The organism is Coriobacteriia bacterium (assembly GCA_030652115.1).
Taxonomy (GTDB): Bacteria; Actinomycetota; Coriobacteriia; order Anaerosomatales; family Anaerosomataceae; genus UBA6100.
Window position 1 is genome coordinate 156265 of the sequence record JAUSBK010000013.1, and the last position, 26720, is coordinate 182984.

23 protein-coding genes are annotated in these 26720 nt (G+C 68.0%); 12 read left to right on the forward strand and 11 right to left on the reverse strand.

The annotated features are described in order from the left end of the window. Positions 1–4: 4 nt before the first annotated feature. From Q7W51_11250 to Q7W51_11265, 4 genes are all read left to right on the forward strand, one after another. Positions 5–280, forward strand: coding sequence for a hypothetical protein (locus Q7W51_11250; protein ID MDO8848949.1), 276 nt, complete (start codon positions 5–7; stop codon positions 278–280). Between the two features lie 137 nt (positions 281–417). Beyond that, positions 418–3036, forward strand: coding sequence for a PEP/pyruvate-binding domain-containing protein (locus tag Q7W51_11255; GenBank protein ID MDO8848950.1), 2619 nt, complete (start codon positions 418–420; stop codon positions 3034–3036). A gap of 605 nt (positions 3037–3641) precedes the next feature. Then, positions 3642–3911 carry an AbrB/MazE/SpoVT family DNA-binding domain-containing protein gene (locus tag Q7W51_11260; protein ID MDO8848951.1) on the forward strand — a complete coding sequence of 90 codons (270 nt, stop codon included), beginning with the start codon at positions 3642–3644 and terminating at the stop codon, positions 3909–3911. Then, positions 3893–4309 carry a PIN domain-containing protein gene (locus tag Q7W51_11265; protein ID MDO8848952.1) on the forward strand — a complete coding sequence of 139 codons (417 nt, stop codon included), beginning with the start codon at positions 3893–3895 and terminating at the stop codon, positions 4307–4309. The genes Q7W51_11260 and Q7W51_11265 overlap by 19 nt, the downstream gene beginning before the upstream one ends. 21 nt (positions 4310–4330) lie before the next feature. Here the strand turns inward: Q7W51_11265 and Q7W51_11270 are convergent, their stop codons facing one another. After that, positions 4331–5131 (reverse strand): hypothetical protein, encoded by an 801-nt coding sequence (locus Q7W51_11270; protein MDO8848953.1) that lies wholly within the window; start codon positions 5129–5131, stop codon positions 4331–4333. A 116-nt stretch (positions 5132–5247) separates the two neighbouring features. Between Q7W51_11270 and Q7W51_11275 the strand changes: the two genes are divergently transcribed. Continuing rightward, positions 5248–6729 (forward strand): DUF2779 domain-containing protein, encoded by a 1482-nt coding sequence (locus Q7W51_11275; GenBank protein ID MDO8848954.1) that lies wholly within the window; start codon positions 5248–5250, stop codon positions 6727–6729. A 35-nt stretch (positions 6730–6764) separates the two neighbouring features. On the opposite strand, the gene Q7W51_11280 is transcribed toward Q7W51_11275, so the two are convergent. Beyond that, positions 6765–7574, reverse strand: coding sequence for a hypothetical protein (locus Q7W51_11280; protein MDO8848955.1), 810 nt, complete (start codon positions 7572–7574; stop codon positions 6765–6767). A gap of 103 nt (positions 7575–7677) precedes the next feature. Between Q7W51_11280 and Q7W51_11285 the strand changes: the two genes are divergently transcribed. From Q7W51_11285 to Q7W51_11295, 3 genes are all read left to right on the forward strand, one after another. Next, positions 7678–8148, forward strand: a complete 471-nt coding sequence (locus Q7W51_11285; GenBank protein ID MDO8848956.1) for a hypothetical protein — start codon at positions 7678–7680, stop codon at positions 8146–8148. Then, a complete protein-coding gene (locus Q7W51_11290; protein MDO8848957.1) occupies positions 8145–8771 on the forward strand; it encodes a CheB methylesterase domain-containing protein in 627 nt (208 codons plus the stop codon). The genes Q7W51_11285 and Q7W51_11290 overlap by 4 nt, the downstream gene beginning before the upstream one ends. A gap of 79 nt (positions 8772–8850) precedes the next feature. Then, entirely contained in the window at positions 8851–9834 is a 984-nt protein-coding gene (locus Q7W51_11295; GenBank protein ID MDO8848958.1) for a glycosyltransferase, read from the forward strand. Here the strand turns inward: Q7W51_11295 and Q7W51_11300 are convergent. The 8 genes from Q7W51_11300 to Q7W51_11335 all read right to left on the reverse strand — a co-directional run bounded on the left by Q7W51_11300 (position 9831) and on the right by Q7W51_11335 (position 22054). Continuing rightward, positions 9831–10592 (reverse strand): class I SAM-dependent methyltransferase, encoded by a 762-nt coding sequence (locus Q7W51_11300; protein MDO8848959.1) that lies wholly within the window; start codon positions 10590–10592, stop codon positions 9831–9833. The two genes, Q7W51_11295 and Q7W51_11300, sit on opposite strands and share 4 nt — an antisense overlap. Positions 10593–10594: 2 nt before the next feature. After that, entirely contained in the window at positions 10595–12679 is a 2085-nt protein-coding gene (locus Q7W51_11305; protein MDO8848960.1) for a lysylphosphatidylglycerol synthase domain-containing protein, read from the reverse strand. Beyond that, positions 12669–14993, reverse strand: a complete 2325-nt coding sequence (locus Q7W51_11310) for a glycosyltransferase family 39 protein (GenBank protein MDO8848961.1) — start codon at positions 14991–14993, stop codon at positions 12669–12671. Before Q7W51_11310 ends, Q7W51_11305 begins: the two co-directional genes overlap by 11 nt. After that, positions 14994–16565 carry a glycosyltransferase gene (locus Q7W51_11315; protein ID MDO8848962.1) on the reverse strand — a complete coding sequence of 524 codons (1572 nt, stop codon included), beginning with the start codon at positions 16563–16565 and terminating at the stop codon, positions 14994–14996. Beyond that, positions 16558–17163: an archaeosortase/exosortase family protein gene (locus tag Q7W51_11320; GenBank protein ID MDO8848963.1), complete on the reverse strand. Its 606-nt coding sequence runs from the start codon at positions 17161–17163 to the stop codon at positions 16558–16560. The genes Q7W51_11315 and Q7W51_11320 overlap by 8 nt, the downstream gene beginning before the upstream one ends. After that, entirely contained in the window at positions 17154–19835 is a 2682-nt protein-coding gene (locus Q7W51_11325; protein MDO8848964.1) for a hypothetical protein, read from the reverse strand. The genes Q7W51_11320 and Q7W51_11325 overlap by 10 nt, the downstream gene beginning before the upstream one ends. Before the next feature lie 222 nt (positions 19836–20057). Then, complete coding sequence (locus Q7W51_11330; protein MDO8848965.1) at positions 20058–21194, reverse strand: histidine kinase N-terminal 7TM domain-containing protein; 1137 nt, start codon at positions 21192–21194, stop codon at positions 20058–20060. Beyond that, positions 21191–22054, reverse strand: a complete 864-nt coding sequence (locus Q7W51_11335; GenBank protein ID MDO8848966.1) for a HAMP domain-containing sensor histidine kinase — start codon at positions 22052–22054, stop codon at positions 21191–21193. The genes Q7W51_11330 and Q7W51_11335 overlap by 4 nt, the downstream gene beginning before the upstream one ends. A gap of 108 nt (positions 22055–22162) precedes the next feature. On the opposite strand from Q7W51_11335, the gene Q7W51_11340 reads away from it, so the two are divergent. After that, positions 22163–22888: a response regulator transcription factor gene (locus tag Q7W51_11340; GenBank protein MDO8848967.1), complete on the forward strand. Its 726-nt coding sequence runs from the start codon at positions 22163–22165 to the stop codon at positions 22886–22888. 21 nt (positions 22889–22909) lie between these two features. On the opposite strand, the gene Q7W51_11345 is transcribed toward Q7W51_11340, so the two are convergent. Beyond that, positions 22910–24079, reverse strand: coding sequence for a hypothetical protein (locus Q7W51_11345; protein MDO8848968.1), 1170 nt, complete (start codon positions 24077–24079; stop codon positions 22910–22912). Between the two features lie 91 nt (positions 24080–24170). On the opposite strand from Q7W51_11345, the gene Q7W51_11350 reads away from it, so the two are divergent. Genes Q7W51_11350 through Q7W51_11360 form a run of 3 tightly spaced genes read left to right on the forward strand, consistent with a single transcriptional unit; the run spans position 24171 to position 26683 of the window. Then, entirely contained in the window at positions 24171–25067 is an 897-nt protein-coding gene (locus Q7W51_11350) for a lysophospholipid acyltransferase family protein (GenBank protein ID MDO8848969.1), read from the forward strand. A 13-nt stretch (positions 25068–25080) separates the two neighbouring features. Next, positions 25081–25758, forward strand: a complete 678-nt coding sequence (locus tag Q7W51_11355) for a CDP-alcohol phosphatidyltransferase family protein (protein ID MDO8848970.1) — start codon at positions 25081–25083, stop codon at positions 25756–25758. 37 nt (positions 25759–25795) lie between these two features. Continuing rightward, complete coding sequence (locus tag Q7W51_11360) at positions 25796–26683, forward strand: patatin-like phospholipase family protein (protein ID MDO8848971.1); 888 nt, start codon at positions 25796–25798, stop codon at positions 26681–26683. Positions 26684–26720 lie beyond the last annotated feature (37 nt).

Consider the following 26720-nt stretch of genomic DNA (forward strand, 5'->3'; position numbering starts at 1 on the left):
AACCATGATGTACGGCAACGGATACGGCAACATGATGGGTGGCAACGGCTGGTTCGGCGGGCTGCTCGCCATATTCTTCGGAATCCTGGTGCTCGTGGGCGTGGTGCTGCTCGTGATATGGCTCGTGAAGACCATGTCCGGGCACAGCGGGACCGCAACAGGCCCGCAGCCGGGCGCACCGGGTCACGACGAGGCCGTCACGCTGGCGCGGAAGCGCTTTGCGAGCGGCGAGCTCACCAGGGAGCAGTTCGACGAGATCATGCAGGCGCTGGGCAGCTAGCGTCGGCCTCGCCAAACCTCACCATGGCTCTCGCAGAGTGAATGGTGTGCGGCAACTTCAATATGGCGGTGCTGTTCGGCGCATACTAGGCGTGTCGTCGACTCAGGAGGGCATCCGCGCGTGAAGGCCCGGAGCCAGTGACACGGTTCGTCCTCAGGCCCGCACAGGCCACCGCCGCCACTGCAGGCCCCAAAGCCGCGGTGCTCGCCCGGGCGCTTGCAGTCGGCCTGCCGGTGCCGCCCTTCGTGGTGGTCTCGGCCGACGCCTACCGCCAGCACGTCTCCCGCGCGGGCGTGCGCGCCGTCGACCCAGCCGCCACCCGCGCAGCGATCACCGGCACCGCGCTCGCCTTCGACCTCGGCATGCAGCTCACAGCGGCGCTCCAGCGTCTCGAGCCGCCGCTTGCGGTGCGTTCGTCGGGCACCGCCGAGGACCTGCCGGGCCTCTCGTTCGCCGGGCAGTACGCGACCACGCTCGGCGTGGATGCCGAGGAACTCGACGCAGCCGTGCTCGCGTGCTGGGCGTCGGTGTGGGGCGATCGCGCGGTGGCGTACCGCGAGCACAACGGCGTCTCCCACGACCGCGCCGCCATGGCCGTGATCGTGCAGCGCATGGTCGAAGCCGACCTCGGCGGGGTGGCGTTCACCACCGACCCCGTGAGCGGCAAGCGCGATGTGGTCGTCGAGTCCTCGGCCGCCGGCGCCGAGGCGATCGTGAGCGGGCGAGTGGCGCCCGAGCGCGCGAGCTTCAAGCGCAAGGAGCTCAAGGGCGACCCGCCGGAGCCGCTCTCCCCCGCCAGTGTGCCGGCCGCGGTCGCACGCCTTGCGCTTGCTGCCGAAGAGCTGCTGGATGCGCCGGCCGACATCGAGTGGGCCTTCGACGGCGAGCAGCTGTGGCTCCTGCAGGCGCGGCCGATCACCGCGGTCGCAGGTCAGGACCGCAAGGACGCTCCGGCCGCTCCGGCGTACGACGCCCCGATCGCACCAACCACGACCGCGAAGTCGCCACCGCCAGCCGCCGCCCCGGCCGCGCCTTCGGCCACCCCCGCCGGCTACCGCCCCACCGCCTGGAGCAACGTCAACACCGGCGAGGTGCTCCCTGGCGTGGTGACGCCGATGACGTGGTCGGTCGTCGGCAAGGTGGCGACCGGACTCATCGACGCGCTCTTCGGCAAGCTCGGCATCCGCGTGGACACCGACCGCCTCACCACGCTCATCGCAGGCCGCGCGTACTTCAACGCGTCGCTGATCGGCTCGGCGTTCGAGCAGATCCCGATGCGCGGCGACGCGGACATCACATCGGTCTTCGGCGGAAGCGATGCTCCGCCGGGCTTTACCGACCTCCCGCTCGCCCCCGAAGACACCGCGCACGTGAGCACGCTCAGGCTGGTCGCCGGCGTGCCGCTCGTGGCTGTCTACTTCCTCCGGCACTCGCCGCGCGCGGCCGCGCGCCTGTGTGCCCGCGTGCGCACGGAGGCAGCCGCGGCACTCAGCGGCATCGCCGCCGCCTCCAGCGAGGACGCGCTCGCCGCGCTCACCGATCGCGTGGTGCACTCACTCGACACCATGGTGGACGCGATCGCGTTCTCCGGCGTGGCGATGGCGCTCCACGGTCAGTTCGTGGCGTCCGCGAAGAAGCACTTCGGCGAGGACGGCCCCGCGCTTGCGAACACACTTCTCGCGGGACAGGGCGGTGTGGCAAGCGCCGAGTCCGGGCTCGCGCTTGCGCGGCTGAGCAGGCTCGGTCGCGAAGACCGCGCGGTGGGCGAGGCACTCCGGTCGTCCGCGTCCTGGGCCGAGGTGCGCATGCGCCTGGAGGAAGCGGGCGAGGACGGCTACGCGTTCCACGAGGCGTGGGCCGCATTCCTCGCCGAGCACGGGCACCACGCGCGCGGGGAGCTCGAGTTCGGGTCGCCGCGATGGGCCGAATGTCCCGACGACGTGCTCGCGATGGTCGTCGGCCTGCTCGACATCCCTATGGTCGACGACATCATCTCGGCGCATGAGGCGCGGGGCCAGCGCGCCGCCGAGGAGCAGGCACGTGCACTGCGCACGCTCGGCCCGCTCGCCCGCGTGCGGTTCCGCTGGCTGCTCAAGCGCGCACGCGCGGGCGCGCGCATGCGCGAGAACCTCAAGAACGAGGGCGTGCGGATGCTCGCGGCCGGACGTCAGGCGCTCCTCGCGCTCGGCGCGTCGATGGCGGAGCGCGGCGTGTTTGCCGGGGCCGACGACATCCTGTTCCTCACCTGGGACGAGGTCGCGCCGGTGCGTGCCGGTACGCTCGAGGCCGCGCCGGTCGTGGCCGAGCGCCGAAACGAGTACGACGCCAATTGCGCGATCACGCCGCCTCCCGTGGTGATCGGGGAGTGGGACGGCGAGCCGCACACGCCCGACCTCGCAACGCCGTTCGAGCCCGACACGTTCACCGGCCTCGGCGTGGCTGCCGGCGTGGCGCGCGGACCGGCACGCGTGATCTGCTCGCTGCAGTCTGCCGAGCGCGTGCTGCCCGGCGAGGTCCTCGTGGCGCCCTTCACGGATCCGGGCTGGACGCCGTACTTCATCCCGGCCGCCGCGATCGTGGTGGATATGGGCGGGATGCTCAGTCACGGCAGCATCATCGCCCGCGAGTATGGCATCCCGGGCGTGGTGAACGTGGGCCCCGCGACGACGCTGATCAACACCGGCGACATCGTCGAAGTGGACGGCTCGCGCGGCGTGGTGACGGTGCTCGAGCGGGTGGAGAAGCCCGCCGGGTAAGGGGGCGCTGCGGGCCGCGACGGCCGCCGTAAGCCGCTGGAAGGTCAGCGAACGCCCGGGGCCGAGTGCTTGTGACCGTTCGACCCCCGTGAAAACCGTTCAGACGTGCGAAACGACCGTTACGCCTCATTTGGTTACCGTTCGTCACCAACCTCGACATTTCGCGATTTGCCCCTTGCGCGCCGATTCCGGGTGCCGTAAGGTGGGTCTTGTCCCGAGAGGTCGATCCGGGAGAACCGCCAAAGGCGACGTACCAGTAGCTGTCGGCGGGGTGTTCAGAGGAACGGGCTTCGCGCAAGCTGGCCGGTTTCACTGGGGCTCCAAAGGCGTGAAACGGGAAGTCGCGGAGTAACGGATCTCACAGGTGAGGTTTCTCGGGACACCTCTTTTTCCTCGGCCTGTTCCGGCCACTCTCCGTGTGCGTACGACGACGCCAAGGCCCGGGCGTACCGGGACCTCTTCGGCGAGTTGTAACGCGTTCAACTCCAGGCGAGATGTCGTTGACCAGGCGTGCGTATGCTGTGGGTGTCTGTTGCTGTCGGCATGGACGCGTCTTACAATGGTGCGGAAACGTAAGACGTAGTCGACCGCAAGCAGGTGACCCGATGAAGGTGCGCGTGTCGTCGAAGGGGCAGATCGTGCTGCCGGCTGAGATCCGGAAGAAGTACGGGATAGATGTGGGCTCCGAGCTCGCTATCGTAGAGTGGGCGGGTTCGCTCTACCTCGTGCTCATCGAGGAGGGCGACCCACTGGAGCAGCTGAGGGGCCTCGGCGCCGACGTGCCGGGCTTCTCCTCGGAGGAGTTTCTGGCCGATCGACGGCGGGAGCGCAATCGCGAGAACGAGGAGCTGGAGCAGTGGCGGCACTCGTCCTAGATGCACAACCGCTCATCGCGGTCATCGCCAACGAGGCGCTCGCGGAGGATGTTGCCGCGCGTTTGGAGTCCGCACTGGCCGCCGGCGACCGGCTCGTGATCTCCTCGGTCAACTGGTGTGAGGTGCTCTACACGACCCGGCGACTTCTGGGCTCGGCCGTCACGCGTCGGGCGATCGATTTGATGCGGCGTATGCCGATAGCGGTTATCGAGGCCGGAGAGGAGCACGCCACGTATGCCGCCGAGATGAAGGCGCGCCACGGCCTTGGGCTCGGCGATGCGTTTGCGGCCGGGCTCGCGCTCGCCCTCGGCGCGCCGCTGCTTACCGGCGATGCGGACTTTCTGCCGCTCGCCGTGCACGGTCTTGAGATCGACTGGGTAGGGAGCGAGGAGCGCTAGATGGTGCCGCTCCCGCCCGCTCTATTCGGCCACCGGGTAATAGAAGCCGCTCATCCCTGGGATTCCCGGCGCGCTGCCGTACGAGGATCCCGCGTCGCCTGCGTGGAAGATCGACACGTTGGACAGGAGGGGCGAACCGGTGGACTGGAGGGCGAGTTGCAGAAGGCTCTGCTGCGTGACGTCGCCCGCCGGGATCCTGGTCCTGATCACCAGGTGAGCGCCCGAACCGTAGAGGTCCTCGAAGGTGATCGACTCGATCGAGGAGTACCAGGTCTCATCCGGTCCGAGGGTGACCATCCCGCCGGGGCCGTAGACCATGTCGAGCCAGGCCTCGAACTCCGGGGCGTTGGTGGGTGCGGTGGGTAGGTTGAAGGCCTCGTTCATCGGCATGGGCCCGGTCGCGCTCGACGACACCAGACGCCAGACGGTGCCCTTCCCGTCGACCATGGCTACGTTCGCCGCTATCTCGATGTTCAGCGCGGGAAACACCTCCTGGATGCCCTGCTGCTTGGCGTTACTGGCTTCCCAGTCGGCGTCGTCGGCGCCCCACGCCACGTGGAGCACGAGCACTTCGGCGCCGAGGTAGGTCTCCATGGTGTAGTCGGTGATGTCCGGGTACCAGTCGGTGTCGGCGTAGTCCTCGGCGAGGACCGCCTTGAGTTCGTCGATGGTGGCGATCGCGTCAGAATCCGACGAGCTGCTGCCAGAGCTGCTGCTGCCGGAGTCACTGCCGCTGCTCGAACCGCCGCCGCCTCCGGAGTCGCATCCCACGAGCCCGAGCGCGAGCACGAGAACAAGCAGGCACACCAGCAAACGCTTCATGAGGCCCCCTCGGTAGACGACAGCATCAGTATGCGTTGACAGGCCCACGCGCGCCACCGCGCGTCACCGTGTCAGAGGCTCGCGCTACGATGTGTCCAGGATGGAGATGATGCCGCATGGCGAGGACGCTGTCGAAGTCGCGGTTTCAGAAGGGTCTGCAGTGCGAGAGGGCCTTGTGGCTTGCGGTGAACCGCCGCGATCTTGCTGCGCCGGTGAGCGAGACACAGCAGTGGGTGTTCGATCAGGGTAGCGAGGTGGGGCGTGTCGCGCAGCAGCTCTTCCCCGGCGGCGTTGAGGTCGCCGACGATCACCTCCACCAGGCCGAGGCGCTCGAGACAACCGCGCATCTGCTCGAGGAGAAGGTCGCGGTCCTCTACGAGCCGGCGTTCAGCTTCGGCGGAGCGTTCGCGCGCGTGGATATCCTGGTCGCCGCGGGCGATGGAACGTGGGACCTCTACGAGGTGAAGTCGACCGTGTCGCTCAAGGACGTGCATATCACCGACGCCGCGGTGCAGGCGTTCACGGTCGAGGGGTCGGGCCTGGCGCTGCGTACGATCAACGTCGTGCACCTCGACTCCTCGTGCGAGTATCACGGCGGCGAGTACGACGTGCATTCCCTCTTCACGATCGAAGACGTCACCGGTATGGCGCGCGAGTACATGCGCACGGTTCCCGCCGAGGTCGCACGGCTGCAAGAGATGCTCGACGGCTCAGAGCCGGACGTGCGCGTGGGAATGCAGTGCTCGCATCCGTATCCATGCGAGTTCGAGGGGTACTGTCACGCGTTTTTCCCCGGCGAGCATCCGATCACGGCGCTTCCGCGGCTGCAGGAGCGGCAGCTCCACGACCTGCTCGACGCGGAGATCACCTGCATCCTCGACGTGCCGCTGGACTTCCCCGGGCTGTCGGCCGCGCAGCGTGAGACCATCGAAGCGGTGCAGGCGGGCGAGCCGCATGCCGATCCGGAGAAGCTTGCGCAGGCGCTCTCCACGCTCGACTGGCCGGTCTACCACCTGGATTTCGAGACCGTCATGCCCGCGCTTCCGCTGTGGCCCGGCACCAGGCCGTACCAGACGGTGCCGTTCCAGTACTCGGTGCACCTGCAACGGCGTGACGGCATAGCCGAGCACCGCGAGTACCTGCACATGGGCACCGGCGATCCGCGTCGGCCGCTCGCCGAGCGCATGATCGCGGACCTCGGCAAGCGCGGCTCGATCGTGCACTACACCGCCTACGAGCGCACGCAGATCGAGCGTCTCGAGGCGGCGCTGCCGGACCTCGCGCCGGAACTCGCGAAGGTGCGGGCGCGCCTGTTCGATCTCGAACCGGTGATCCGGCGCAACACGCGCCACCCGGCTGCGGCAGGGCGCTCAAGCATCAAGTACGTGCTGCCCGCGTGGTGTCCCGATCTCTCGTACGCGGGGATGAACATCGCCGACGGCCAGACCGCGAGCGCGCGCTATCTGCGCATCCTGAAGGGGCTTGCAGACGACGGCGAGGCCGAGGCCACGATGCGCGACCTCACCGAGTACTGCGCGCTCGACACGCTCGCGATGGTCCGCCTGCTCGACGAGATGCTACGCCGGGCGGCCGGCTGAGAGCCGACGCCCGTTCTGTTCGAGGCTCGGGGCTGCTAGTCCTGTGGGATCCCCATGATGATCACAACGCCCATGCCGCCGGTCTCGTCGTTCCACGACCACGTGGCGGGGTCCGAGTCGGTGACCGTGTAGGTCCCGGCTGGAATCTCGATGTTCGGCTCCACGTACCAGTAGGCGTTGGGCACGCCGCCCTGGCCGTCAGCGGCCTTCGACAGACTCCACGGGCCGTACTTCGTGCCGTCCTTGGCTACGAGCCCGATCTTCCCGCCGCCCGCCGACCCGGAGCCGTCGTTCCAGTGGTAGGTGAGCACCGAGGTGATGATCGTATCCTCCTCAAGCGTGAACACCGTGGGATTCGGCGGGTTGCCGGTGTTCACCGAGGCGTCGCTGTGCGTGCCGAAGACCTCCACCGCATCGCCGGTGTCCACCGACAGGGCGACGTCACCGCTCGCCTCGCCCTCGGAGTCTTCCTGCTTGAGGACTTCATCGTCGGACACGATCACGGTGGTCGAAGCAGAGCCGAGCTCCCCGTAGACCGTGACTACATACGTGCCGGGCATGGTGGCCGTGAAGACCCCTTTGCTCGTGACGGATGCGCCTTCCGGGGGGTCGATTCCCCAATCGACGTTGCGTACCTCCGCCCTCTCCCAGCGAGGATCACATGCGCAGCCGTGGTCGGTGTTGATCCGTGCGCTCGGTTCGAGATCCACGGAGACACCCACCTTGGTCTCGAACGTGTCGGACTTGAAGCGGTAGCTGTCGTCCTCCCCGCAGGCGAAAAGCGGGATGAGCAGCATCGCGGCCACGATCGTCGTCGCAACAACACGGCCGAACGAGATACGCATGGCGACCCTCCCCAGTCGGCATCACCGCAAGTATGACCGGCCGCGCCCGCGTCTGCTACCGTGACAGGAGAGACGCATCCACCGCCCGAGCATGGGGGAGTTTGTGAGCACGCTGAGAGAACCGTTCTGGCGTACCCATCTGCCTGCGATCGTCGTGGGGCTGGCCGACGTGTTCCTGATCGGTCTGGGCATGGGCGTGCCGATCCTCGCTATCCTGCTCGGCTTCGGCGCAGGCTGGTGGGTCGCGCGCAGGGCCGCGCCACCGCTGGTGCCTGGCGCCGACGTGCTTAGGGTGCGCGTACGGGGGCTGCTCGGCCCGGCCGGCGCCCTTGCCGCACTGAGCTTCGTCGTAGTGCTGGCGGTGTGGGGGCCGTGGATCCCCTCGGCCTTCGATCCGGCGTTCGATGCGAAAGCGTGGGGAATCCCGCTCATCCTCTACACGTCCCAGGCTTCGATGATCGGCTGGCTCGCGCTCATGATCGTCATCTCACCGGTGCTGCAGTTCATGGCGGTCGTGACCGGAGGCGCGCTCGGCCTCGCCTGGCGGGCCCCTCGAACTGACGGCTCCCGGTGACGTCGGCCGCGGCCACGACCGTCCCGCTCGGCGGGTTCCCCGCGGCGGCAGTCGTGATCGGTGCGTCCACGGGCGGCCCGCCTGTGGTGGAGCACATCCTGCGGGCGCTTCCTGCCGACTTTCCGGCGCCGGTGGCCATCTGCCAGCACATTTCGCCCGGTTTCGTGGAGCAGTGGGCCGAGCGTCTCGACCCGCTGTCTTGGCTGGACGTGAAGGAGGCCGAGAACGGCGAGGCGTTCGTCCGAGGTCACGTATACATCGCACCTGTGGGCATGCACCTGCGGTTCTGGCGGGACGGCACCGGCCCCCGGTGCCGTCTGGATGCGGACTCCACCGGCTCGGTGCACGTGCCGTGCGTCGATTTCATGTTCACCTCGGCGGCCGAGGTCTTCGGCAGTCGGACGCTCGGCGTGCTCCTCACCGGCCTCGGCGCTGACGGTGCGCAGGGGCTCAAGGACCTTCGTCAGCGCGGCGCGTACACGCTCATCGAGGACCCGGCGACCGCGGTCGCCTCGAGCATGCCCGAGTCGGCGCTCCGCCTGGGAGCGGTCGTCGAGACGGTGCGCACCGATGATCTGCCGCAGGTGATCGTCCGGCGTGCGAACGGCGACTACGGCGGGTGAACGCCGCACGTCCGTGCATGTGTTCTGACCTGCGGATATACTCTTCCCAGCACCGCGGCACACACAGGAAGGCGCATCCATGAAGCCGCTCGTCTCGATCGTCGTCCCGATGTTCAACGAAGAGGACAACGCGCCGGTCACGCTCAAAGCAGTGGCCGACGCGCTTACAGCCGAAGGCTGGACGTACGAGCTCCACCCGGTGAGCGACGGATCCACAGACAAGACCGCCGCGGTGCTCGCCCGGCTTGCGGCGAGCGACCCGCACATCGAGCCGGTGGCATACCCCAAGAATCGCGGCCGCGGCTACGCGCTTCGGCAGGGCTTTGCAGCGGCACGCGGCACGTACACGGCCTCGCTCGACGCGGACCTCAGCTACTCGGCCGACCACGCGGTGCGCATGGTCAAGATACTCATCGAGCGTCCCGAGGTGGACGTGGTGCTCGGCAGCCAGTGGATGCCGGGCGGCACGACCGAGAACGTACCGTTCATTCGCGCGTTCCTGTCCCGCGGCGGCAACGTGATCCTCAGGTGGGCGTACGGCGGCCAGATCTACACCTCCACGAGCGTGTGCCGGGCCTACCGCACGCCGGTGCTGAAGTCGCTCGACCTGGTGGCCGAGGACAAGGAGATCCACCTCGAGATCCTTTCGAAGGCGATCGCGCTTGGCTACACCGTGGTTGAGATGCCGGCCACGCTGGCGGCGCGCACGAAGGGCAAGTCGAAGTTCCGGCCCAAGCGCACCATCCTGAGCCACCTGTTCTTCAGCGTGCTCGCGCGGCCGATGACGCTCTTCTCGGTCTTCGGCCTGGCGCTCATCGTCAGCGCGCTCGCGGTGGGGGTCTATCTGCTCACCGAGTTTGCAGCCGGCACCCTCAACCCCGAGCGGCCGCTCATGACGATCATGGTGCTGCTGTTCGTGGCGGGCGGCATCCTCTTCAGCTTCTCGCTGCTCGCGGCGCAGATCATCGAGCAGCGGCGCGCGATGATCCGCCTCCACGCCGAGGTGAAGGGGCTGCGGCAGGACCTCGAGGGGCGAGAGAGCCAAGCCGATGACGGCAGCTAGGCCCGGTGGGCCGGCGCCGTGGCGATGGCCACCCAGTTCACTCCGAGACGGGTCCGAGCCAGTGCGCGCTGCGCGAGGATGGCAGGCGCGAGCGTGATCCGGTTGAACAACAGCCCGTAGAGCGCATCCGACAGCGGGAGTGCCCGATGCAGGCCGCTTTCCGCGGTTCGCTCCTCGGGCGATGCCGCCTCGAGCCCCCCGTCACCGAGGAGCCGTCGGTTCCGACGCGCCAGCAACGGCTTGCCGAGATTGGCTAGCGGCACGCCCATCGAGCGAATGGCGATGTCCTCGTATCCGGCGGCCTGAAGCGCGACGACCAGGTCGTCGTGTTCGTACCGCCTGACGTGGCCGGAGACCGCGTCCGTGTCGTCCCACAACCCCTGATGAGCCGGCGTCGACAGCACGAGGCGCCCGCCGGGAGCGAGTACCGTGCGAATCTTCCGCAAGAGGGACACGTCGTCGGCGATGTGCTCGATCACCTCGAAGGCAAAAACCGTGTTGAACGGTCCGGTGACGTCCAAGACCGTGCCGAGCGCGACCTCCACGCCCTCTGCGCCGGCCGCAGCCACACGCTCCGCTGTCCGCGCGACCGCCTGCTCCGAGGGGTCGATGGCCGTGCCGTGATACCCCCGCCGCACGAGCTCGAGGGTGAAGTCACCGGCTCCGCAGCCGAGATCGAGGAAGCGTCCGGCACCCTGCGGTCCGAGAAGCGAGAACGCGAGGTCGAAGCGCAGCACAGCGAACGGTCCGACGGCCATACTCACCGCCCCGCTTCCGCGATGAAGTCGTAGCCCTCGGCCACTTCACGCGCCACCAGAGGCCAGGTGTACCGCTCGGCCGCCGAGCGTCGTGCGCGGTCTGCGAGTCCCGCAGCCCACTCGCGGTCGGTGAGCGCCCGGTCGAGCAGCCGGGCCAGCGCCGGCACGTCGCCCGGGGCGTGCAGGGAGTCGCTTCCGCCGAGGATCTCGGCGATCGCGCCCACGCCGCTCGCGACGACGGGCGTGCCGAGTGCAGCGGCCTCGAGCGACACCACGGAGAAGCCTTCCGAGCGGCTGGGCAGCACCAGAACCCTTGCGTGTGCGATGACCTCGAGAGCCTCGGGGTGTGGGAGTGGGCCAGGGATGTGCACCCGCCCCGGCAGGCCAAGCTCGTCTACCAGTGTCTCGATCGCGTGCGCGTCGCCAGCGCCTGCGAGTGTGAGCCGCGCGCCGCCCGGAATGAGCGCGAGCGCGCGCAGGGCGTCGAACGCGCCCTTGGCCTCGGTGAGACGGCCGATGAACGCAACGCCGCTGCGTTCGTCCTCCGGCACGACGCGTTCGAGCAGCGACGGGTCGATGCCGTTACCCACGACCCGCACGCGATCGGCGGGAAGGTCGGGGACGAGACGCCGCACCGCCTCGGCCATCGCCTGGGAGACGGGGAGGACGAGTGTGGCGCGGCGGCAGGCGAACCGCAGCGCGAACCGCCATACGCCGCCCCTCTCGGCGAGTGCCACGTCGGTGCCGTGGAGGGAGAGCACCAGCAGCGTGCGGCGTCCGGCTGCGAGGCCGGCGATCGCGCCGACGGGTGCCCAGTGCGCGTGGAGCACGCTCGATCGGTGCGCGGCCTGGCGCGCGGCGCGGCCCAGGCCGATGAGGAACATCGGCAGGGCGAGTGCGGCGACCGGGTTGCTGCGCAGTACGTGCGGGATGCCGAGTGCGCTGTAGCCGAGCACCTCGGCGCGCTGCGGAAGGTAGCGGAAACGACGGACTTCGATATCGCCGAGGTCTTCGTGCTCGGTCAGGCCGGCCGCGTGCGGCGCCACGACTGTGACGCACCATCCCGTCTTGGCCACAGCGCGTGCAAGCGAATCGATGAACGTGCCCATACCGTCACCGGCATGACGCGGGAAGACGGTGGTGAGCATGGTGACCGAGCGCTCGCCGACGGCGCCCGCCGCCCAGCGATGCTCGCCGACGGTTGCGTAGAGCACGAGTCCAACGAGCGGCGGGAGCAGCGTGAGCCCGAGCTGGCCGATTGCCGCGTGCGCGGCGGTCTGCGCGGCGACCCCGTGCGCCACGAGCATGGCGGCGAGCGTGGCTTGCGATACGCCGATGCCCGCGAGCGAGATTGGGAGCAGCGTGGCGAGCGTCATCAGCGGCCCGATGGTGAGCATCGCGGTCGGGGAGATCTCGGCGCCCATCGCGCGCGAGATCGCGAAGACCATCGCGTACGTCAGCACCCAACCCATCGCGGACAGCGCGAGCACGCCCAACAGCAGGGTGCGAGGCACCTGAATCGCCGCGGCGATCTTCTCGTCGCTCACATCAGCGCGGACGGCGACCACGCGCGTCACCAACCGCCAGGGGATGAGCCGTGGCATGAAGATCACAAGCGTGGTGACCGCGCACAGCGCCGCCGCCACCGCTGCGAGCGCTGTGCTGCCAGCGGCAAGACCGCCGGCGATTGCCATCGCGCTCACAGCGGCGAGCGAGGTGAGCTTGTCGATCACAGAACTCGCGACCAGATGCTCGGGTGCCTCGAGCGCCTTGCCCGCGATGTGTGCCTTGAACAGCTCGCCCGTCCAGCTCGGCATCACCAGTGCCGCGGCGCTGCCGACGAGCGTGAGGTAGGCGGCCTGGGGGAAGGTGACCAGTGATTCACTGTGGTTGGTGAGCAGCATGAAGCTCGTGATGCGCACGGTGGCGCCGAGCACAAGCGCCCCCAGCGCGATCGTGATCCACGCGGGGTCGGCAACGCTCAAGGCTTCGGGCACATCGCGCCACCTGACCCGGGTGGCAAGCGCGCCCAGCACCGCAAGCGAGAGGACGAGGCGGATCGCGTAGCCTGCGACCTTACGGCGCATCAGGGTCTCCCAGAGCATCCTCGAATACCGCGGCGATGAGCGCTTGCTCGTCGGTGTTCTCGGTGAGGAACGCGTGCCAGACCAGGTTGTAGCCGATCCAGTACACACGGCCCTTGCCGATCTGACGCATCGCTACCGCCGGCCGCCCGCCGACGGTGGCGAGCACGCTGATCTCCGAGGTGCCCGGCAGGGTGGTGTAGTCGGCGCCGTACCAGGGCGATCCGTCCTCATCAAGAAACGGGCTTGCATCCATCCCGGACAGGCGTGGCTCGAGCTCCACGAGTGCGTCGCCGACCTCGATCGATGCGTTCTCGGCCATCTCCTGCCTGCGGATCACCGTGTCGAACATCACGGTGTTCGCGAGGTCGTATGGCAGCTCCCCGAGGTTCTCGGAGGCGTCGATGATCACCGCGCCGCCGTTGCGCACGTAGTCGAGGAGCGCCGCCTCGCCGTCGGCGCGCTCGCGCCAGCGCACGCCGTAGACCGCCACCGCGTCGTAGGCGGCAAGTTCCTCGGCGGTCATCGAGTCCAGGAACGCCGTGCCCTCCCAGCCGTAGCGGCCCGAGTCGCCGTCGAGGTAGAAGGTGTATCCGGTCACCGTCTCGAGGTAGTTGTCCCACGCCTTGCCGAGGTAGAGCACGTGCGGCAGTTCCTCGGGGGCCGACTCGACGCGCCGCAGCACCGTGGCGCCACCGCCGGTCTGCACGGCCTCGAACCCATCGAAGGTGCGGCTGCGCAGCGTCACGTAGTAGTCGACCGGCACCTTGTCGAGCGCGTGCTGCCGGGCTTCGTCGTCGTTGTAGAAGGGCATGGGTCGCGCGGGGATGCGCGCATACCATGCCGTAAGCGGCCAGACGTCCGAGAAGACCGCCGCCTCGGCGATCCCGTCCTGATGCGAGAGCCACAGCGCGGTTTCGCGCGCGGCCTGGACTGTGCGGTTCGCCTCGCTGGATGTACCCAGCATGGCAGCCGCAATCGCGATCGCCACGAGCACACCGAGTCCCACAGGCGCGCCGAACCGAAGCCATGCGCGCATCCCGGCATCCTCGGGCACGTCCTCCTCGCGCGTGAGCGTGCGGCGGATGTCGACCATGAACATCTGCCAGCCGTAGAGAATCACAAAGACGAGGCCGGGCAGCATGGCAACGAGGTAGCGGGCCACCTGCACGGTCTGGTGTCCGTACGCGTCGAAGTAGATGAGCAGCCACGCGAGCATCGCCGCGAGCGGTGCCGAGGACGCTGTCACGCGTCGGCCCCGCTCGTCTTCCTCGTAGGGCGCCAGCGCGTGCCAGATCGCGTAGACAGCGATCGCAATCGTGACCTGGCGTGTCACGAGGCCACCCGCGATCTGGGCGAGCACCGCAGGTATCGTGAGGAGCACCGCCATCAGGAGTCGTGATGGTCTCGGCTTGTGAGTGCGCAGGAACGAGACCGTGCCGAGCAAGGTGCCCAGGAACGCGACCAGCAAGATGAGCACGCCCATCAAGACGAGCTTCTCACCTGCGAGATGGCCCGGGAGTTCGGTCAGGTACCACATCGCGGAGGACCGCACCGCGCCCTCACCGTCAGGTGCGCTGATGTTCTCAGAGACCCCGAAGGCGAGGATGAATGGGAAGAGCACGTCACCGAAGCGCTCGGCGTAGAAGCGTGCGGCCGGCAGGTAGCTTGCGATCGCGAGGACGACGCCCCCGGCGATCTGTTTCGCCTGATGGAACGGTCGCCAGCGCAGCGCCACCCAGATGAGCGCGGGGAACAGCGCGAGCAGTGCCGTGTACCGGGTCATCGTGGCCGCGACGAACAGGGGTCCGGCGAGCAGATACCACCACGGACTGTCCTCGGTGGCCTTCATGCATGACCACAAGAGCCACATCGAGAGCGCCACCGACGGGAAGTCCGTGTAGCCGCTGCCCAGGTACGCCCACAGCGGCGCCACGCCGAGGAACATGAGCGCCCCGACGCCAGACAGCAGCGGCCGGAAGCGGCGTCGCGCGATGAGGTAGAAGGCGATGATGCCGGCGAAGCTGAGGAGGCCATCCATCCACTGGATGACCCACTCCTCGAGCGGCGCGCCGAGCGCGAACGCCGCAGCGGTGAGCAGCGACAGCGCCGGGGGACGGTGCAGCTCGGTGTAGCCGTAGCCCTTGCCCGCGAACTCGGCAGCGTTGGCAAGGAACGCGTAGGTGTCCCATCCCGGTCCCGTCGAGGTGGACGCCATGACCTTGAACGTGATCACCGCCGCCGCGATGAGGGCGACCGCCGAAAGCGTGATCGCACCATCCCGCGTGGGGCGGTTGAGCCGCCTCACGGGCCGCACCTAGCCGCTCCTCCGTACCGTGTCGAACCAGCGCACGATGAGCACGTACCCGAAGAGCAGTGGTGCCACGAGCGTCGTCACGATCCGCACGGTGCGCATCCATGACGCCAGGAACATACCGAAGAGGCCCGTCGCGATCTCGATCGACCGCAGCTGGAGACGGCGGAAGTCCTTCGTGGTCTGCTGCACGGGGCCGGGCATGGTCCACTGCTGCTTCTCCGTGAGCGTAACGAGGAATCCCGAGAAGCGGAAGTGGAACACCGCGAACCGGTAGAAGGGCAGACCGATGAGCGCCCACAGGCTGCGTTCGATCCGGTTCTTCGTGTGCTCGTCGCTGAACGAGAACACGGCAAGCGTGTTCACGACTTCGAGGCCCAGATAGAAGATGTACATCCCGATTGCAGCGAGTGCTACGACCCGCATCGGGTACCCGAGCAGGGGGAAGAAGAGCAGCAGTGGCGCCCAGATGAGACGGGGGAATGCGAGGGTGTGGTCGAAGACGAGCATCTTCGGCAGCGCGAAGCGGCCAAGTCGGCCGTGTTTCTTGGTGCCGATCATGTCCTGGTTGAGGCCGCAGACCTCCATCTGACCGCGCGACCACCGGGCCCGCTGCGCGTAGAGGCTGTCCCACTCCACCACCGGCTCGAGGTAGACGCGCGCGTCTTCGACGAAGCCGATGTGCACGCCTTTGCGGTGCAGGTCGAAGGTGAGCAGCGTGTCCTCGGAGACCGTGGTGTTGGCGTACGAGAAGCCGGCGCCCACCATGCTCCGCCGGAACGCCGAGCACGCACCCGCGAGCGTGTACATGGTGTCCGAGAGCGACTGCGCGCGCCGGCCGAGGTCGAAAGACGCGAGGTACTCCAGGAACTGCGAGCGGGCGAGGAAGCTCTGCATCGGGCCGAGCTTCATCGTCTCGATGTCGCCGTTCTCGTCGAGAAGCAGGTTGCCATCCCGGTCGCGCGCCTCGAGCATTTCCCAGTCGATCTCGATGTTGCCGGTAGCGGCGCCCATCTCGGGCTTGCGCACGAATGCGACGGCGATCGCGCGGATGGCGTTGGGGGCGAGCACCACGTCGCTGTCGATGTTGACGATGATGTCGCCGGAGCTGGCCGCGATGCCGGCGTTGAGCGCGTGTGCCTTGCCCTGGTGCCCGTTCTTGATGAGCGCGAGCGTTCCCCTGTATGGACCCACCTGGATCGGCGTGCCGCGCAGCAGGAACGTGCCGTGGCCGTTGCCGTCGTAGTGGTGGTTGCCGTTGACGTGCTCTTCCACCCGGTCGGCCGTGTCGTCGGTCGAGCCGTCGTCGATGACGATGATCTCGAGCTTGTCGTGCGGGTAGTCCTGCGCCTTGACCGAGTTGAGACACCGGTCGATGACCGCGGACTCATTGTGCGCCGGCACGATCACGCTCACGGTGGGCAGGTCGTCGTAGTGGACCGGCTCCTCCTTCGCGCGCTCGCGCTTGCGCGCCGACACGCGGATGAGGCGCGCAAGCGCCTCGGCACCGTCCACGAGCACCGGCGTGATGAGCCACACGCCCCAGATGAGCAGGAACGTCCAGATGCTACTCATCGGCGATCGCCTCGCGCAGGTCGGCGCCGATCCAGTTCACGGTCGGTCGGGTGATCAGCCACCAGTAGAGCACCACCGTGCCGACGAAGAAGAGCACCCGGCCGAACACCGCATGCGCGGCGAAAACCCAGTCGGTGCCGAACGCGTTGATGAGCACTACGATCAACATGATGCGCGCGATGTTCACGGCGTAGGTCACGGCCGTGCCGATGAGCACTGAAGAGACCTTCCGGCCTGCGCTGAACGCCGGATAGAACGCCACCAGTCCGATGATCGCCGACATCTCGAGCAGCGCCGAGCACTCGATGCCCACATCGAAGACCGCCCAGCCGGTGTGGTTGGGGATCGCGAGTCCGGTCTTGCCGAGCAGGGAGAGCGCGATGCCCGTGAAGTTGGCGATGCCCACGGCCTGGCGCGCCTCGAGGGCCTCGAGTGCGGTGTCGAAGCCGAGAAAGGATGCCCAGAAGAGCACCACCAGCACGAAGCCCAGGCCGCCGGTGAGGTAGAAGGTCAGCCAGCGGCGCGAACGCCGAAGGGCGAGGGTGAGGCCCGCCCACGCGAGCGTTCCGAGGATCAGCAGGCCGATGTTCACATCCACTGCTGCTCACCACCCTCGCCGCGCCGGCGGCGCCAGAGCGCCCATGCCGCGCCGCCGATGGTGAGGCCGAAGAGCGGCCAGCCGAGGGTGGGGATCGAGTAGAACTCGGTGGTCTTCCGGTCGATCTCGATGCCGTCCTGGGTGCGCCAGACCGCCGTCACGCGGTACGTCCCCTGGTTGGGGAAGAGCGAGTTGCTGACCGTCCACGGTGCGGCCTCGGTCCAGGTGCCGCCGCCTGCCACGTCGATGTCGTAGGTGGTGTGCGTGGGGTCGATCGGGTCCAGGCCGTCCCAGGTTACCGGCCCCCCGCTCGGGCCGATGTAGACGTCGCCCGCCCCAAACGCGCCGTTACCGTTGGAGTCCCACCAGATGAGGTAGGTCATGAGCGAGTCGGTGATCGCCGAGGTATTGTGGTTGACCGCCGATGAGGTGATTTCGACCTCGTCGCCCACGCTCGGCGCGTCGGTGGCCGAGAGCGCGGTGATCTCGGCGTCGAACGTGACCGTGAAGTACACGGTCTCGAGCAGCGTGCCCCCCGAGGTGTAGACCGCAACCGACCAGTCGTCATCGGGCAGCTGACCCTCGAGGGAGGTGTACTCGTCGAACGCGGCGCCCTGGGTGTCGACCTTGCGGGTCGAGCTCGTACGTACGAGGTTCCCTGCACCGTCGCGCCACTCGAAGTACACGTTGCTTCCGGGGTCTAGTCCGGTCGCCTTGGCGTAGATGGTCCCGCCGAGGACGAACGTGTCCTCCTGGTTGACGAAGCCGCCATCGGCGAAGGTCGAGAGGCCGCGCACGGTCGTACGGTCGGTGGCCGAGTCGGTGTAGGTGGTGCCGCCCGTGGTGGTCGTGGCAGTGACGATCGTGTCATCCACGGTGTTGATCGGGGTGCCTGCCGGTACCTGGAGGCGGACGATGATGTCCTCGGTGTCTCCGTAGGGGCCGACCGTGACCTGCGTGATGGGCGTGACGCCGTCTGCGGCGAAGAAGGAGGCCGGCCACCCCTGCGATGAGACATAGCTGAGGGTCACGTCGCGCTCGATCGGCCAGCTGTTCGTGATGGTGTGGGTGTACTGCACGAACGTGTTGGCGCCGGCGAACCCCGAGTTTTCCGGAGTGATGGAGAGTCCGTCCGCCACGGTGGTGGTGCCGGTCGCGCTGCTCGTGGCCGCGGGATTCCCCTGCATCGTGGCGCGCAGTCGCGTGATGTCCTGGTCGCCGGTGCTCGCGCTCAGAGGTACGGTCACCTGCACCTTCACGATGGCAGACTCGCCCGCATTCAGCGCGACGGTGCTGATCGGGTTGCCGAGCGCATCCGTCATCGTGCTCGGCCAGCCCAGTGTGGAGGTGCGGGAGAGATCGAATACGCCGTACACCCCGGTGTTGTTCTGCACGGTGAACGTGTATTCGATCGTCTGCCCCGGTGCCATCGTGCCGACCTGGTCAGGGGAGACCGTCACGAGCCCGACGCGCGTGGCGTCGGTAGCCGAGTCGCTCACGCCCGGGTCGGACTGCGCTGTCGCGGACAGCGTGGTGACGTCCTGGGTGCCGTTGATCGCCCCTCCGGGGATGGTCACGTTCACCAGCACGGTCGTGCTCGCATCCCGGGCAAGCGTGACGCTCGAGACCGGGGTGCCGCCCGCATCGGTTATCGTGACGCTCCAGCCGAGCGACGAGAGTGCCGCAAGGTCGAACGTCTCGGTGACGTTGCCGTTGTTGGTGATGGTGTGCGTGTAGGTCACGGTGGAGCCTGCCGTGCCGCCGCCGCTGTTATCGGGAGACACAGTGACGCCGCGATTGAGGATGTACATGATCGGCTCGACGTTGTCCTCGACCTGGCCGCGATCCTCCTCGAGATACCGGCCGCCACCGATGCTCTTGTACGTGACGCTCGGCTTGTTCCTCACGCCCCACGATGAACCGTTGCCGGCGGCAAAGTGGACCGCGAACGGGTGCCCGGGCTCCACCCCCAGGTCGCTCCACGCCACGCGCGCCTCACACTCGATGCCATCGCCGTTGGGCGAGAGGTACCCGTCCATGGTCTTGAGCGGCACGTCGTAGCCGTGCACCTTGCCCGCGTAACCGTCAGGGGTCTCGCCGTCGCCTGTAGGCACGCCGATTCGGTGCGTGTCGCGCATCGGGTCGCCCTCGGGATGGTAGAGAACGCCCTGATTGTTGTGCGCCTGGTGGTAGTGGAGGATCTCCGCACCACCGTTGGCGTATGACGCATAGGGGCCACCGGTCGAGACCGTCCAGACGACGACCTTGTCACCGTCCTGCAGGAGGCCGTCGCCCTCGTAGTCCAGATACGCGCCGAAGGTGATCGCCTTCGTGCCGCCCGCTGTGCGTCGCCATGAGAAGTAGAGATACTCCTCGTCGTAGGTGGTACCCACGAGGTAGACGTCGCGGTCCGGCTGCCCCGGCCAGTCGGGGTCGTCGGGCAGCTGGGTATCGGCGACCACGTTGTCCGGGTCGGCGCGCACCCCGATCCAGTCGCTGAAGTCCCCGTCGATCGCGATGGTTGTGGTGGTGAATGCGGCGCCGGGCGAGGGCAGCACCAGGAGGTTCGCGAGGAGCGTCACCACCATGAGGGTGCGCGCAACCACGCCACGCCGGCCGTGGTCAGCCGACACGGCACGCCGGACATGCCGTCGTGTACCGTGCTGTCGCATTCCCCGCTCCCGTGCGCCTGGAGTCGATGGCGGCCCCGCGGCCACATCCGCCCCGCCTGACTCAGGGGCTTCCCACTCCAATTGCCTTTGAGTGAATGTTCGATGCGAACATCAGGCCACTCAACGCGCTCAGCAGGTCGAAATGGTGAACGATGCTGTCTGGAGTGCGAAAGCTGCGTTAAGGCTACCTGATACCGCCTGGGTATACCATGGCGGCGGCGGTCACAGCCGTTTGCGCGAGCGAGAGACAAACTCCTCGACGGCGTTCATCTCCTGCACCCAGGAGGCCACCGATGAGGTCGCTTCCTCGAGCCGAATCCTCGTGCGCTCGACGTCGGTGACATCCCGGAGCACGGTTGCGGTGCCGACCATGCCGCCGCTGGCGTCGCGCAGCGGCCAGGCGCGCGCGTCGATACGGCGTCCGGCCGGGGTCTCGAGCATCGCAGTAACCTCGCCCCGCGTTCCTGCCCCGCCGGCTCCGAGCAACCCGAGGCCCGACCACCCCGTGAGCGCTTCTTCGAGGCGGAGTCCCTGCAGATCCTGTGGGTTGGCTGCGCCGAGCAGGTCCCGTGCGGCGTGATTCGCGTCGGCGATCCGCCCGGACAGATCGAAGACGAGATGGGCGTCGGGCGTGCTGTCGAACATCTCGGCGCGGCCGACCGGGACCGCCGCGAGGAACTGAAGCCGCTCGATGGCGAACGCAACGACTCCCATCGCCACGCCCGTGGACATCGCCGGATACAGGCCCGGTGGCCACTCGGACAGGGACATGAAGACGCTGTACGTTGCGATCTGCGCCACGAGTGCGATGACGAGCGCGATGCTCTGCGTGCGGTAGAGCCCCCGGCTGCGATAGGCCGCGATGACGAACAGCAGCGTTGCCGGTGCGAACGCCGCCACCCCCAGAATGATCGTGGCGGTGTAAAGCGGCCCACGCGTGAGGATGAGGATGTCTGTCTGAGGATCAAGGGCTATGGAGGTCCAGAACCACCCGTGGAGAGGGTTCGTGGCAGCCGCGACCATCAGCAGCGCCGGCACGACGAGCAGCACGGCAGTGAGTGCTCGCGACGCGCGAAAGCCACGGATGCAGTACTCCAGCGCGAACAGGAACCAGAGTGCACCCTGGTAGACGCCGATCGCGCTCACATATGCCCAGATAGTGCGTGCCTCGACCGAGAGGGGCATGTGGGTCAGCGCATTGGCGAACATCCACACCGCGCTCATGCCGGCGAGCAGCACGAGCCATCGGCTGCCGGGCGCGCGGATGTGCCGCCGGGCGAGCACCATGCCGTAGACCGCGACGAGGCCGGAGGCGATGTAGACATAGCGTGCGAGCGCCGCAGGCGAGTACTCGATCACAGGCGCTTCTCACACTCGTCCGCGGCGAGGGGAAGTCGGATGACGAAGCGGCTGCCCGTGCCGGCCGTGCTGGTGAGCGAGAGACTCCCGCCCGCGCGCTGAAGCAGATACTGCGTCACGGCGAGCCCCACGCCTGAGCCACTGACGTCGTCCGCGTTGCTGCCGCGAACGAACTCGGTGCCGATTGTCTCGATCTCGTCTTCCGGGATGCCGATGCCAGTGTCCTCGACCGCGATCTCCACGCTCTCGTCATCGCGTGCACACGTCACCCGGATACTGCCGTCGAACGTGAACTTGACCGCGTTGTGGAGCACGTTGCCGAGGACGCGCTCGATCGCGCCCTGCGCGGCGCACACGGGCAGCGGGCCCTCGTCGGCGAACTCGAGGGTGAGGTCCAGCCCCTTCGCACTCGCCGCCGAGCGGTGAGCGTCCACGGTACGGATCAGCGCCTCCCGGACGTCGATCGCCGCATGCTCGAACGCCGCGGCGTTCTCGCCGGCATCTCCCACAGCGTAGAGCGCCTGCGCGATCGCCGTCAGGTTGCGTGCCGATTCGGCGATGAGGCGACACGTCTCCGCCTGATCGGGCTCCATCGGGCCGAACTCGCCAGCGGCGAGCGCCTCGCTCGAACGAAGGATGGAGGCGAGCGGCGACTTGAAGTCGTGACCGATGCCGCGGATGAGACGACTCTGCTGTTCGTAGGCGAGCTTCACTTGCTCGAGAAGCGCTTCGATCTCCTCGGGGACCTGCGCCCCGGTCTCATCGTGCGGTTCGGGCGCGGGCGCCTGACGCTCCCCGGCGAGATCCGCCGCGGGCACGTCGTGCCGGACTCGTAGGCGTGCAAGCAGCTTTGTCAGCATCGTGACCCTCCGCCGCGATTGTGACGGCGCTGCCCGGGTGTGTCCACGTCAGGTCGAGTCCGTACTAGTATGGAGCCGCACCTGCATGCAACGCGTCGGGGAGAACGCATGAGCGAGCGTCAGCCGCGAACCATACTCGTCATCGACGATGACCCGGTCTTCCGCCAGTGGGCCATGGCCGTTCTGCGCAACGCCGGGTACCGGGTGCTCACGCTCGCGGCGCTCGCCGATGACGAGCTGCCCCCCGAGCTGTACGAAGCCGACGCCATCCTGCTCGATCTCGCGCTTCCCGGCCGGGACGGCTTCGAGGTGCTCGATATGCTTCGGGCAGACTCGGCCGCTCGCACCACGCCGGTGCTCATGCTCACCGCGCACGACCCCGTGGCATACCGGCTGAAGGGGCTCGCCCTTGGTGCCGACGACTACATGGTCAAGCCGCCCAACAAGCAGGAGTTGCTGCTGCGCATCCAGGCTCTGCTCCGGCGTGCGGGCGCGAGCGAGGCTTTGCGGCTGGCCGTGGACGCCGCTGACCGCAGCCGCGTGCTGCTCGATCTGCGGGATGTCGTATACGTGCAGGCGGCGAACAACTTCTGCTACGTGTATGTGGCCGAACGCCGCTACATCCTCTCGGAGAGCCTGACGACCGCTGCCGAGCGCCTGCGCCCGCAGCTGCTGCGCACGCACCGGTCGTACCTCGTGAACCCCGCGCGCGTGCTTGGCGTGCGCAAACCTACGCGTTCGACGCTCGCGCTCGAGATGGACACCTCGGGCCGCGACCTGGTGCCGGTGGGCGCGCAGTACCGCGACGGCGTCCGGAGCGCGCTCGGCATGTGACCCGGCGGCAGGACGTCCACGCTACAGCGGCAGGTCCCAGATCCGCCACGTCTTGGAGCGATGGCCGCCCATCGACTCGGCCGCCCGGATGATCAGGTCGTTCACCTCGAGCAGCAACGAGACGTCGCACTGCTTGTAGCCCTTCGGCCGCGCGTACTCGAGCACCTCGCTGTACAGCAGCGCGTCGGCGCCGTGACGCCGGTAGCCGGGCACGATGCCGAAGAAGATGAGCCGCACGCGGTCGAGCTTGCGGCGGGTCGCGAACATCCTGGCAAGGCGCGTGTAGTCCGAGTCGCCGTACCACTTCCAGCGTGGCTGCAGCGCCTGGTTCGGATCGGGAAACGCGCCGAGGACGGCGATGGGCTTGCCGTCGAGGAACGCGAAGCGCACGAGTCCCGGATCGATGATCGGCTTGAGCGCCTCAACGAGTGCGTCGACCTCGTACTGCTGGATGGGGAGGAAGCCCCAGTTCTGAGCCCACGCCTGGTTGTAGATGTCGATCACCATGGCGAGTTCCTCTTCGAACCTCGACATGTCGAGCGCGCGGGTCTCGATCGCACTGCGGTTACGCACGGCAGCGGCCAGGGTTTCGATACGGTCGGGAAGCGGCGCGGTCACGTCGATCAGGTACGCGTGGTAGTCCATCACCTTGCCGAAGCCGTACCGCTCGATGAACTCGCTGTAATACTTGGGGTTCCACGTATGCTCCACGAACACGTCCTGGTCGAAGCCGTCGATCAGGCACGCCTGGCGCTCGTGGGTCACGTTGCCGTACTCGCCCGGCCCGCGCAGCACCTCGGCCCCATGCTCTTTCGCCCACGCGCGTGCCGCGTTGAGCAGCGCTTCGGCGACCGCATACTCCTCGAAGCACTCAAAGAAGCCGAAGAACGCGATCTTGCTGTTGTAGTACTCGTTGAAGCGGTGGTTGACGGACACCGAAACGCGCCCCACAACGCCGCTGTCCTGGTACGCCAGGAAGTGCGTGGTGTCGGCGGTCTTGTGGTACGGGTGCTCGGGCGTGAGAAGCCCCTTCATGCCGAGCAGACGATTGCCGAGCAGGTCGGCGTCGAGCTGTGGCACCCAGTAGGGATTCAGATGGTAGAGGTTCCAGTGGAACCCCACGAAGTCCTTGATCCGCGGGTCGCCGAGTGGAATCTCCTCCACGCGCACGCTGGCGGTCTGCTCGGTCACAGGCGTCTCCTCCGCTGCCGGTTGCAGCCGAGAGTAGCACTGCGGGTGGTGCTGGTACACTTGTCAGACGCCGGAAAAGGGGCTCGCCACGATGCTCGATTCGCTCTCAAAGACACGCGCGGGGATGCGCCTGGCGCTCGGTGCGGCGCGCGCGCTGCCGAGGCGTGCCGCCGAAGCGGCAGTACCGCTGGTCGCCTCCCGGATGATGGCCGATCCCGATTCGGAGCTCTCGCGCGCCGCCCGATCGAACCAGTACGTGGTGTCCGGCAAGACGCTCAGCGGGGCTGCGCTCGATGAGGCCGCACGCGAGAACGTCCGCAATATGGGGCGTTTCCTCTACGACCTCTATCACGTGCTCGGCCGCGAGGCTGCCGAGGAGGCCATCGTCATCCACGACGAGGTGTTCGAGGAGTTCGTGGAGCGCGAGCGCACGGACGGACCGTTCGTGTATGTGGGAGTGCACCTGGGCAACTTCGATCTCATCGGCCGCGCGCTCGGCCGGGCCGGGTGGCGCATGCAAGTGCTGTCGGTGCCCGATCCCAACGGCGGCTACGAGTGGCAGAACGACGTGCGCGCTGAAATGGGGTTCGAGGTCACGCCCGTCTCACTCGAGTCGCTCAAGGCTGCCGCACGCCGGCTGGAGGCCGGGGGTTCGGTGCTCACCGGTCTCGATCGGCCCTTGCTCGAACCCGACAAGGCGCAGCCGCGCTTCTTCGGCCACCCTTCGCCGCTGCCGCTGCTGCACGTTCGGCTCGCCATGCGTGCCGGCGTGCCGGTGATCCCGTTCACCGCACCGCGCATGCCCGACGGACGATACCGACTGCTTGCGGCCGATCCGATCCCGCTGGAGACCGGGCGTGCCACCCCGGAGGTCCTGCTCACTAACGCCGAGCGCTGCCTGGCGCCTGCGGAGCGCTGGATCGCCGAGTACCCGCGGCAGTGGGCGATGCCGCATGTGGTGTGGCCGGACATCGAAGTTCCTGACTGACGAGGAGACCTGCATGGCCGACATGAGCGACATCAAGCAGCACACGCGCGTGAACAAGATGCTCCTCGGACCGCTCGAGCGGCCCGCGCTGCAGTGGATGGCCGCGCACTCACCCGCGTGGGTGACGCCCGACGTCCTCACGGGACTTGGCGTTGTGGGCTCGCTCATGTGCTTCGCCGGCTACTGGCTCTCGGGCCAGAACGTGCTGTGGCTGCTGCTCGCCTGCGTCGGCCTCTTCGTGAACTGGGTGGGGGACAGCCTCGACGGCACCCTCGCGCGCTACCGCAGGATCGAGCGGCCCAAGTTCGGCTTCTACATCGATCACACGGTGGACGCCATCACCGAGTTCCTCACCATCATCGGCATCGGCATGTCGCCATTCCTGCGTCTCGACATCGCGGCGTTCGCCATGATCGGCTACCTGCTCATGAGCGTGCACGTCTACGTCCGCACCGCCGTGGATGGCGTCTTCAAGATCAGCTTCGGCACGGTCGGCCCCACCGAGATGCGCGCGATCATCGTCATCGTGAACATCGCCATCATGCTCGCCGAAGGCTGGTTCCTCACGCCGATCGCCGGCAGCCTGCTGCCCTTTGACGTGATCGGCATCGTGCTCGCCGTCGCGCTCTCGGGCGTCTTCCTCGTCACGTCCATGCAGCACGCGGTGCGGCTCGCCCGGGAGGGTAAGTGAGCCTGGTGGCCTTCCAACGACTGCGGGGTGAGCAGCGGTGACGTTCTTCGGTCCGAAGCGGATCGGCCTCGTGCTTGGCAGCGGCTCGGCGCGCGGTTTCGCCCACATCGGCGTGCTCAAGGTGCTCGAGGAAGAGGGTCTCGCGCCGTACGCGATCGCCGGCACGAGCATGGGCGCCCTCATCGGCGCCTTCTACGCGGCCGGGGTCCCACTCGCTGAGCTCGAGGAGATCGCGCTCGACTTCGACGTGCGACAGGTGACGAGCGTTGGGGACGTGGCGCTCGGCAAGGGCGCCGTCTTCTCGGGCGAGAAGGTCCAGGCCTTCTTGCGCCAGTACCTCCCCGCCACGTTCGAGGAGCTGGCCATGCCCTTCGGGTGCGTGGCCACCGACCTCACGCGCAACCAGCCGGTGCGCTTCACTTCGGGCGATTTGATCGCCGCGGTGCGGGCGAGCGTGTCGGTCCCCCTGGCGTTCCTGCCGGTCCGGATGGACGACGCGCTGCTCATCGACGGTTACGTGACCGAGCCGGCGCCCGTGCGCCTCGCCAGGCATCTCGGCGGCGAGACGATCGTGGCTGTGGACGTCTCGGGTGACGGCACCGTGGGCATGCCCGAGGGCGATGCTTCGCCGAGCGCCGCGGTCAGGATATGGGAGCTGCGTGACACGATCAGGTCCGGCTCGGCCTACCGGCGTGGCTCGGGAAGCCTCGACGTCCTCGGCGCGGTGTCCGAGGCGTTCGAGGGCCGGCTTGCGGCCGAGGCGCTGCGGGAGGCCGACATCGTCATCTCGCCGCCTGTCCACCACCTGACCGGCATGGACTTCGGCCAGGCCGCCGAGCTCATCGAGGCGGGCGAGTTCGCCACCCTCGTCGAGCTGGACGCGATCCGCCGCAAATCCCGCCGGCCGGCCCCTTCGGATGCGTAGCCGCGCTGCCCGGCACCGACCGCACGCCCAAGCGGCA

Excerpts from the sequence above, each read along its gene's own strand:
- Q7W51_11250 (MDO8848949.1), top strand. The coding sequence starts at position 5 with ATGATGTACGGCAACGGATACGGCAACATGATGGGTGGCAACGGCTGG.
- Q7W51_11260 (MDO8848951.1), top strand. The coding sequence starts at position 3,642 with ATGAAGGTGCGCGTGTCGTCGAAGGGGCAGATCGTGCTGCCGGCTGAG.
- Q7W51_11270 (MDO8848953.1), bottom strand. The coding sequence starts at position 5,131 with ATGAAGCGTTTGCTGGTGTGCCTGCTTGTTCTCGTGCTCGCGCTCGGG.
- Q7W51_11275 (MDO8848954.1), top strand. The coding sequence starts at position 5,248 with ATGGCGAGGACGCTGTCGAAGTCGCGGTTTCAGAAGGGTCTGCAGTGC.
- Q7W51_11280 (MDO8848955.1), bottom strand. The coding sequence starts at position 7,574 with ATGCGTATCTCGTTCGGCCGTGTTGTTGCGACGACGATCGTGGCCGCG.
- Q7W51_11295 (MDO8848958.1), top strand. The coding sequence starts at position 8,851 with ATGAAGCCGCTCGTCTCGATCGTCGTCCCGATGTTCAACGAAGAGGAC.
- Q7W51_11300 (MDO8848959.1), bottom strand. The coding sequence starts at position 10,592 with ATGGCCGTCGGACCGTTCGCTGTGCTGCGCTTCGACCTCGCGTTCTCG.
- Q7W51_11305 (MDO8848960.1), bottom strand. The coding sequence starts at position 12,679 with ATGCGCCGTAAGGTCGCAGGCTACGCGATCCGCCTCGTCCTCTCGCTT.
- Q7W51_11315 (MDO8848962.1), bottom strand. The coding sequence starts at position 16,565 with ATGAGTAGCATCTGGACGTTCCTGCTCATCTGGGGCGTGTGGCTCATC.
- Q7W51_11325 (MDO8848964.1), bottom strand. The coding sequence starts at position 19,835 with ATGCGACAGCACGGTACACGACGGCATGTCCGGCGTGCCGTGTCGGCT.
- Q7W51_11335 (MDO8848966.1), bottom strand. The coding sequence starts at position 22,054 with ATGCTGACAAAGCTGCTTGCACGCCTACGAGTCCGGCACGACGTGCCC.
- Q7W51_11340 (MDO8848967.1), top strand. The coding sequence starts at position 22,163 with ATGAGCGAGCGTCAGCCGCGAACCATACTCGTCATCGACGATGACCCG.
- Q7W51_11350 (MDO8848969.1), top strand. The coding sequence starts at position 24,171 with ATGCTCGATTCGCTCTCAAAGACACGCGCGGGGATGCGCCTGGCGCTC.
- Q7W51_11355 (MDO8848970.1), top strand. The coding sequence starts at position 25,081 with ATGGCCGACATGAGCGACATCAAGCAGCACACGCGCGTGAACAAGATG.